This is a genomic window from Psychrilyobacter sp., from assembly GCF_049671765.1.
Lineage (GTDB): Bacteria > Fusobacteriota > Fusobacteriia > Fusobacteriales > Fusobacteriaceae > Psychrilyobacter.
Genome location: NZ_JBATVM010000103.1, coordinates 1 through 8786, shown reverse-complemented (window position 1 = coordinate 8786; position 8786 = coordinate 1). Strand labels below are relative to the sequence as shown.

Sequence of the window (8786 nt, the reverse complement as noted above, 5' to 3'; positions counted from 1 at the left end):
ATATTATCTTTGTTAATCCAGGAATACTCGGCGAAACTGGAATGGATAAAGGAGCACTGATTACAGTTACTTGTTTGGCAGCCTTTATAGGAACTATGATAACAGCTCTATGGGTTAATGCACCGTTAGCTATGGCACCTGGAATGGGATTAAATGCATTCTTTACCTATACCTTGGTATTTGGAATGGGTGCAACTTGGAATGTAGCCTTAGGAGTAGTATTTATATCGGGAATAGCCTTTTTAATACTTACTATGACTGGATTTAGAGAAAAAATAATAGATGCCATACCTATTCAACTTAGACTAGCTGTAGGAGCAGGTATCGGATTATTTATTGCATTTATTGGAATGCAAAACTTAGGGTTAATTATAGCTAATCCCGCAACATTAGTAGGGTTAGGACCACTGACTCCCACTGTAATCTTAGGGTTGATAGGGCTTGTAATTATGGGTGGATTAGAGATAAAACAGGTAAAAGGTGGAATATTAATAGGAATAGTTATAACAACTATATTAGGAATGATTTTGGGATATGTAGAATTACCAAGTGGAATAATGTCTACTCCTCCAAGTATAGCACCAATTGCTTTTAAATTAGATATATTAGGAGCTTTAAAAGTTACTATGATTGGGCCAATATTTTCATTTATGTTTGTAGACTTATTTGACTCAGTTGGAACTATTGTAGCTTGTGCAAATGAAGCTGAGATGATTGATGAAAATGGAAAGATTGAAAATATTAGTAAGATATTAGAAGCCGATGCAGCAGCCACTGTAATAGGGTCATTATTAGGGACAAGTACTACCACTACATTTGTAGAATCGGCTTCAGGGATTGCTCAAGGTGGAAGGACAGGACTTACATCTGCTACAACAGCAACCCTATTTTTCTTAGCAATGTTCTTTACCCCAGTAATAGGAATAGTACCAGCATTTGCTACAGCACCAGCACTAATTATTGTAGGAATATACATGTTTAAGAACCTTATAGACATTGATCTTCAGAAGATAGAGATTGCTATCCCAGCATTTTTAACAATAATTTTAATGCCTTTAACATACAGTATTAGTATAGGAATTACATTTGGATTTATTTCATATGCAGTTATAGAAATCTTGTCAGGAAATACCAAAACTGTAAAACCAACTATGTGGATAATTGTTGCTTTATCTTTAGTAGAATTATTAAGTAAATAAATTTAATTTAATAGATGGCAGTTTCAGAGGAGATTCTCTTTTGAAACTGCTTTTTTTTTGTGGTATAATTATGTTATGAAATAGAGGGGGGGTTGATTATGAAAAAAACTATGTTCGTATTCGATTTTGACGGGACCATAGCAGATTCTTTACATATGGGTATAGATTTATATAATAACCATATAGCAAAAAAACTCAGATGTAAAAAAATAGAAAAAGGTGAAATGGAGGATTTAAGGGGAAAACACATCTATAAACTGTTAAAAGAACATGATATTAATCTAATTAAATTTTCGATTCTTTTATATCGACTAAAAAAATTAATGGCAAAAAAAATGGATGAGATTCCTCTTATAGATGGGATAAAAGAAGCCTTAATATCACTGCATAAAATGGGATATAAGATGGGAGTATTGACTTCTAATAACAATAAAAATGTAGATACTTTTTTGAAGCATTACGAATTAAGAAATTTATTTGAATTTATTTATTCAGAAAAAAATGTATTTGGAAAAGATAAAGCTATAAAAAAGATGATAAATATGGAAAAACTAGATAAAATAATATATGTAGGAGATGAAACACGTGATATAGAGGCATGTAAAAAAGTAGGAGTGCCTATTATTTCTGTAGGATGGGGTTTTAATACCACTTCTAATTTAAAAAAGTATAACCCTGATTATTTTATAGAGGATCCAAAGAGTCTTATAGAAATAGCTAAAACGTTGGTCTAGAATAAAAAAAGATGACTTTATATACAAAAGTCATCTTTTTTTGTTGGATCTATTCTCGAGAAGTTAAATTTATTTACATATCAAATATTTTTTCCTCGATGAATAGTATTAAATTTTTCTACCCATCTACGATTGGTTAACTCTATCTTGTAATTAATTATTTTGTCACTATAAGAATCTTTCTCTATACGATGGCTAATAGCTAGTGTATAGATTTTAAAATTTAAAGAATCTCGTTTTGTGTTTAAATATTCTAAAAAAGGGTCATCTATTTTGGACAAACCATCTGTAATCATTAAAATATCAGCCAGAGAGTATTTATTTTTTTCAATTAGATTTATAGCTTTTTTTAATGGAGAATTATAATCTGTTCCCCCAAAAAATCCTTTCTGTAAAAACTTTATTAAAATAGAAAAGTTAGTTTTTTTTGTGATCTCGACTTCTATTAATTCATCAGTACTACTAAATATTATAAGGTATAGCTTTCTTTTTTCCTTCTTACACACATTATATAGCTCGATAATGACACCCTTACTTATTTCTTCTGGAATACCCTCCATACTGCTAGAGGTGTCGATACACGCTATAATAGGACCCTTCTCCTCCCTTAAATTAACTTTTCCTGTAATTTCATCTTTGTCACTTTCTCCAGAAAGTTGATATTGAAACAGTTTTTTTTCTAATAATCTAGAATAAAAGATGTTTTTCAAGGTTTTATTTTTTAAATTAACTAACTCAGAAGGCAAAATTCTTGAAAGATCAGATCCTTGATTAATACCTAAGAGTTCTTTAGGAGAGTTTTTTTTATTTTCAATATATATAGGGCTATCTTTACTTGTTCCGTGAGTTTTAATTCTATGTTTATGACTGGAACTTCTTCCTAATTGTTTGATTAAAGTAATGAGTTCTGGTTTATTTTTTAGAGACTGACTTATTTGGAGAAATTTATTTAGATCATTTTGAGACAATTTTCCCTTTCCTAAATCCCACCCTAATCCAGGGATTAGATTAGGATCATGAAAAAGCTCTCTTGAAATTTTTAATTGATTATAATAATTAATTAAATAATTTTCCATTGTTTTTTGAAGCTTTGCCCAACTTTTCTTATGTTTTTCTATTTCTTTTAAAGTAAGATCAGCTTTTAAATGACTTTCTTTATTGTCTGTAGAATTTTTATAAGATTGAAGAAGACTTTTTAAGAGATCAAATTCATTTTTATCAAGTTTTTTTTGTTGTTTTATTAGATTGCTTTCCTCATGTTTATAGAGTTGTTTTTTTCTTTTTAATTGTTTGAGTTTTGTTTGGAGTTTATCTATTCCAAATTTATTTATAGGAATACTTCTCATTGTGAGATCTTCAACATCTTTTTTTATATCTTTTATAGGTGTCATACTATTCCAATTTTCTCTTAATTTTAAGAAAAAATCACTTACAATTTTAGAGGTTAAAGTAGAGTTGTTTTGAGTAAACTCTTTAAATGGTAGGAGGAGTTTTATACTTTTTTCCAAAGGTATTGAAGTTATTTCTTTATAGGTTTTCTCCTCATAGTATAAAAACTCCCAAATATTTTTAGCAATTTTTACCCTGATTTCTTTTGTTTCGGGGTAATTTATCCAAATAGGCTCCATAAATGTAAAATCTTTTATGATCTTAGTGGTAAATATGTTCATAGGTTGTCTCCTAACAAAACAATTATTTTGTTGAAGAGAATAGAATATTTTTTTTCTAAATTTTCCGTAACTTTTCTAAATTTCTCTAGTTTTTTTAATAACTCACTTTTTTCAGAGTAATTGATCCAAATATTTTCTTTTGTTTGTAGGAGTACAAATTTTGTTTCGTTTAGTTTTTGAATATAATTTTGAAGAGATATTATTTCGGTTTCCAAATTTGATTTTATGTTTTTAAAATCAACTAAGTTTTCAATATTGACTATATCTTTATCTTTTTTTTCTAAAAATTCGTCAAAATCATCGATAATTACAGGTGGGAGGTCTCCATTAATAGAAAGAGGTTTCCATCCTTCTAAAATTTGTTCTGGAGAAGAAGTGACCTTAGTTGCAGAAGATTCATAGTACCAGATCTTTTTTTCATCTTTTAACTTATACCCAGTTTCTATAAAACCTAAATTCCATTCACTCTGGGAAAATGAAGCTGTAACATATTCTCTATGTCCCTTAAAAAACAAGAAATTTTCTTGTGAATCTTGGAGGTGTATTTCTCCATTAGTGATAGTAACTTTATTTTTGTCTATATCATAATAGAGTAGTTCATTATTGGTGTTTTTTTCTTGAATTTTAAATTTTTCATCAAATATTTCTTCCCATCTTTTATAGATTTTATTAGAAAGATCAATTCTTTCAGAGTTTATATCTAGTAATTCTTCCTCTAAAATACTTACTATGGAAGAAAAATTTTCAAAATTATTCCAAAGAGTGTGCTTTAAAAGAAGGAGATCAATAACTTCAACTTTGTTTTTCCCAGAAGTATAAGCTGCTGTTTTTAGCAGTTTAACTAATTTCATCAATTTTCTATCTGAAATGTTTTCGGGGAAAAGAGAATCTGTTGTGAGAAGTTCAATTTTGTTTTTTATTTTTAAAATCTTAGATAATACCCCAGGGGCAATTGATATATTTTTACTTTTTTCCCAGATTTCATCAAATTCCATAGTTGAAAATTTCAAATTCTCATCTATTCCTTCATAAACAGTGTTATTTAAGAAAAGTAAACTAGGATCTGTTACATAATCTATTTGAACTTTAGTTAAAAAACGGTCGTAGAGGGCATAGAGCTCTAAATCCTTGGTAGGAAGTTCATTAGAGGCTCCTACAATGCTCCTTGTGCTCGCCTTTTCTCTAATAGAACCGTTGTGATAGATCCCTTCATTGATGATGGTTAGGAGGGAATTTAAGATGGAAGAATTAGCTTTAAAAATTTCATCCAAAAACCCTATTTTCGATGTAGGAAGGTATCCTTTGGTATTTCTTTTAAATACATCATTTTCTAATTCTTTTAAAGAGATAGGACCAAATATTTCTTCAGGAGTAGTAAATTTAGTTAATAGATATTCAAAATATTCATTTTCTGAGAATATATCTGAGATTCTTCTAGCAACTTCTGATTTAGCAGTTCCAGGGGGACCAATAATAACCATATTTTCTCCTGTCATTAAAGTTAATAGGCAAGCTTTTATAACTTCTTCCCTCTCAATTAATCCTCTGTTTAACACTTTTAATAATTTTTTTATTTTGTTTTTCATGTTGCACCTCTATTCTTTACTTTATTTGTAAAGTATTATACTATGAATAGTTGGATTTGTAAATTTTATCAAAAAAAATCTATTTATAGCAATAAAAAAACAGGAGATACTCTCCTGTTTTAATTTTGATTTATCTAAAATATGTTAAATTGAAATATTAAAATTTTCTAGCTTTATATGTTGTATGTAGAAGAACATGAGCTTTATGTCCATTAGGTTCTCCTAGGAAATCTTCATATAATTTAGTTATAGTTGGATTTTTATGAGAAGATCTATATTCTTTATTACTATCTATCTTATATAGTGCATCCATTCTTTTTTGTTTTGTTTCTTTAGTTTTTTCTATTGGCTGTCCTCCGCCACCGATACATCCACCAATACAACCCATTATTTCAACGAATGTATATTCTGATTTTCCGGTTCTGATTTCTTCCATGATTATTTTAGCATTTCCTAATCCATGAGCAACTGCAACTTTTACATCGCTGCCATTTATGTTTACAGTAGCTTCTTTTATTCCTTGCATACCTCTTACTGCTTTAAATTCTATTTCTTTTAACTCTTCTTCAGTAAGTATTTCATAGACACTTCTAAGAGCAGCTTCCATTACTCCACCACTAGCTCCAAATATTGCTCCTGCTCCTGATGCTATTCCAAATGGAGCATCAAATGCTTCTTCTTCAATATTAGCAAAATCTATTCCTTGAGATTTTATTAATTTTCCTAGTTCTCTAGTTGTTAATACAGCATCTACATCTGGGAATCCATATGAATTCATCTCTTTTCTATTAGCCTCAAATTTCTTTGCTGTACATGGCATTATTGAAACGGTAAATATTTTAGAGGCGTGAATACCTAATTTTTCTGCATAATAAGTCTTAGAAACAGCTCCGAACATTTGTTGAGGAGATTTACATGTAGATAAATGTTCTAATAAGTCTTCTCCATGTCCTTCTACATAATTTATCCAACCAGGACTACATGATGTAATCATAGGTAATTTTCCACCATTTTTAATTCTACCAATTAATTCATAACCTTCTTCAATGATAGTTAAATCTGCAGTGAAGTTAGTATCAAACACCTTGTCAAATCCTATTCTTTTAAGACTTGATACTATTTGACCTTCTTTAATACTTCCAGGTTCTAAATTAAATAACTCTCCTACACTTACTCTTACTGCAGGTGCTATTTGAACTATTACATGTAATTTATCATCATCTATAGCGGTCAATACTTGATCTATACTAGATTTTTCATAGATTGCTCCAACTGGACAGACCTTTATACATTGACCACAGAATACACACTCTGTTTCATGTAATTTTCTATCGAATCTAGGAATAAATTCAAATTCAGCTCCTCTATTAGCAGCAGCTAAAACATCTACATTTTGTACTTCTTTACAGACCTCAGCACATCTTCCACATTTTATACATTTAGAATAATCTCTAACGATAGAACAGTTAAAGTCATCTATCTCATGGGCTTCTACTATATTTTCATCTAAACTATTGTTTGAAATATTAAATCTCTCACATAGGTCTTGTAATTCACAGTTACCATTTCTATCACATTTAAGACAATCCTGATTGTGATTTGCTAATATTAATTCTAAAACACCTTTTTGGGTATCTCTTACAAATTTTGTATTAGTTTTTATCTTCATTCCTTCAGATACTTTTGTAGAACAAGATGCGACTAATTTACCCCATTCATTTTCAACTAAACATATTCTACAATTTCCTTTTACAGTTTGATCAGGATGGTGACACAAACTAGGTATTTTGATATGTATTTTTTTGGCTGCTTCTAGTATTGTAGTACCTTTTGGTACTTGAACTTCTTTATTATCTATAATAAGGTTTACCACTTATTAGACCCCCTTGGTTTATTATTAACTTAATGTAAATTTATAATGCCTTCATTTCATCTATCGAACTACAAAGTTCTGGTGAAAAATATTTTATAGCTGTCAGCATTGCAGTAGCTGCTGTTTGTCCCAGTCCACAGAAAGATGCATCTGTCATTATTCTAGAGATTTTTTCTATATTTTTTAAGTCTTTAGTTGTTGCAGTTCCTTTAGACATTTTATCTATTAATTTTTTCATCTGTCTTTTTCCTTCTCTACATGGAGTACATTTACCGCAAGATTCATGGAAGAAGAAATAACTAACTGATTCTAAAAATTTGATAACACTTTTAGTCTCATCGGCTACTAAAATAGCTCCTGATCCAATCCCAAATCCTTTTGCTTCTAAATCTTCATAAGTATATCTTGTATCGAGGTATTGTTTAGGCATTAATGGTCCTGAGACTCCACCTAGTTGTAAGAATTTAACATCTTTATCTCCTACAATCCCTCCACCAATATCATATATTATTTCTCTTAGGCTCATTCCAAAAGGGATCTCGTATGTTCCAGGTTTCTTTACATTTCCGCAAAGACTGATCATCTTAGTTCCTATACTTTTTTCTGTTCCATATTTTGCATAATTAGAAGCTCCCATTTTTAAAACGGTAGCAACTATTGCTAATGTTTCAACGTTGTTAGATTGAGTTGGTTTCCCCATATATCCTACAACACCTATTCTTGGCGGTTTCATTCTAGGTCTACCAGCTTTACCTTCCATAGATTCTATTAAAGCTGATCCTTCACCACATACATATGCCCCAGCACCTGAAAATACTTTTATAGTAAAATTAAATCCTGTACCTAATATGTTTTCTCCTAGATATCCATTTTCTTCTGCTAATTTTATAGCTTTTCTTATCTTACTATGTAAAAATTCATACTCTTCTCTTATATAGATAAAACCTTCTTTAGCTCCAAATGTATATCCAGAAATAGCTAATCCTTCGATTACCTTATACGGGTCTTTAACCAATAACTCTCTGTCTTTAAAAGTTGCTGGTTCTCCTTCATCTGCATTACAAAGGACATATTTTATATCAGCGTGATTTTTTCTTCCACCATTCCATTTTTTACCTGTAGGATATGCTGCTCCTCCTCTTCCACGTAATCCAGAGGTGTTTAATTCATCGATTATGAAATCTTTTCCTTTTTTCAAGGCATTTTTTAATCCTTGAAATCCTCCATTTTCAATATATTTATCGATTTCTTCTACTTTATATGTGTTAAAATTTTCAGTAATTACTCTTTGAGTTCTATTCATGAATATCACCTCTTAATTTGCTAACTATGCTTTTTATCTTACTTTCTGTTAAGTTTCCATAGACTACTTTATTGACTCTCATAGCTGGTGAAACATCACAAGCACCAAAACAAGGTGTATATTCTAATGTAAACATCTTATCTTGAGATGTTTGCCCTACTTGAATACCAAGTTCACTTACCAAAGCTTTTTCAATACTTTCTTTATCCGTTATTTCACAGACTGTACTGTTACAAAGTTGTATGAAATATTTTCCTTTAGGCTTATCATTTAATTCAGAAAAAAATGTTATTACTTCATAGATTCTAGTTTTAGAAATTTTCATTTCAATAGCTACATATTTGGCCATCTCTTCAGAAATATATTTTTCTTCGTTAAGTTTTTGAACTTCCTGTAATATAGGTATTAAAGAAGTGTCTTT

At 29.9% G+C, this 8786-nt stretch carries 7 protein-coding genes; 2 read left to right on the top strand and 5 right to left on the bottom strand.

What is annotated here, in order from left to right; all coding sequences use genetic code 11:
- Positions 1-1199, top strand: a 1199-nt coding sequence (locus WBG30_RS05120; RefSeq protein WP_424503569.1) for an NCS2 family permease, incomplete at its 5' end; no start/stop codon positions are given.
- A gap of 98 nt (positions 1200-1297) precedes the next feature.
- On the top strand, positions 1298-1933 hold the full coding sequence (locus tag WBG30_RS05115; protein WP_424503568.1) for an HAD-IA family hydrolase: 636 nt from the start codon (positions 1298-1300) through the stop codon (positions 1931-1933).
- Between the two features lie 80 nt (positions 1934-2013).
- On the opposite strand, the gene WBG30_RS05110 is transcribed toward WBG30_RS05115, so the two are convergent.
- From WBG30_RS05110 to WBG30_RS05090, 5 genes are all read right to left on the bottom strand, one after another.
- Positions 2014-3603: a VWA domain-containing protein gene (locus WBG30_RS05110; protein WP_424503567.1), complete on the bottom strand. Its 1590-nt coding sequence runs from the start codon at positions 3601-3603 to the stop codon at positions 2014-2016.
- The gene (locus tag WBG30_RS05105) at positions 3600-5189 is read right to left on the bottom strand and encodes an AAA family ATPase (protein WP_424503566.1); all 1590 of its coding nucleotides are present in this window, start codon (positions 5187-5189) and stop codon (positions 3600-3602) included. The genes WBG30_RS05110 and WBG30_RS05105 overlap by 4 nt, the downstream gene beginning before the upstream one ends.
- 157 nt (positions 5190-5346) lie before the next feature.
- Positions 5347-7062 carry an NADH-dependent [FeFe] hydrogenase, group A6 gene (locus WBG30_RS05100; RefSeq protein WP_424503565.1) on the bottom strand — a complete coding sequence of 572 codons (1716 nt, stop codon included), beginning with the start codon at positions 7060-7062 and terminating at the stop codon, positions 5347-5349.
- Between the two features lie 40 nt (positions 7063-7102).
- Positions 7103-8365 (bottom strand): complex I 51 kDa subunit family protein, encoded by a 1263-nt coding sequence (locus WBG30_RS05095; RefSeq protein WP_424503564.1) that lies wholly within the window; start codon positions 8363-8365, stop codon positions 7103-7105.
- A partial coding sequence (locus WBG30_RS05090; protein ID WP_424503563.1) for an NAD(P)H-dependent oxidoreductase subunit E occupies positions 8358-8786 on the bottom strand: 429 nt, incomplete at its 5' end. The genes WBG30_RS05095 and WBG30_RS05090, both read right to left, overlap by 8 nt.

Coding starts and splice junctions, on each gene's coding strand:
- WBG30_RS05115 (WP_424503568.1), top strand. CDS start 1,298: ATGAAAAAAACTATGTTCGTATTCGATTTTGACGGGACCATAGCAGAT.
- WBG30_RS05110 (WP_424503567.1), bottom strand. CDS start 3,603: ATGAACATATTTACCACTAAGATCATAAAAGATTTTACATTTATGGAG.
- WBG30_RS05105 (WP_424503566.1), bottom strand. CDS start 5,189: ATGAAAAACAAAATAAAAAAATTATTAAAAGTGTTAAACAGAGGATTA.
- WBG30_RS05095 (WP_424503564.1), bottom strand. CDS start 8,365: ATGAATAGAACTCAAAGAGTAATTACTGAAAATTTTAACACATATAAA.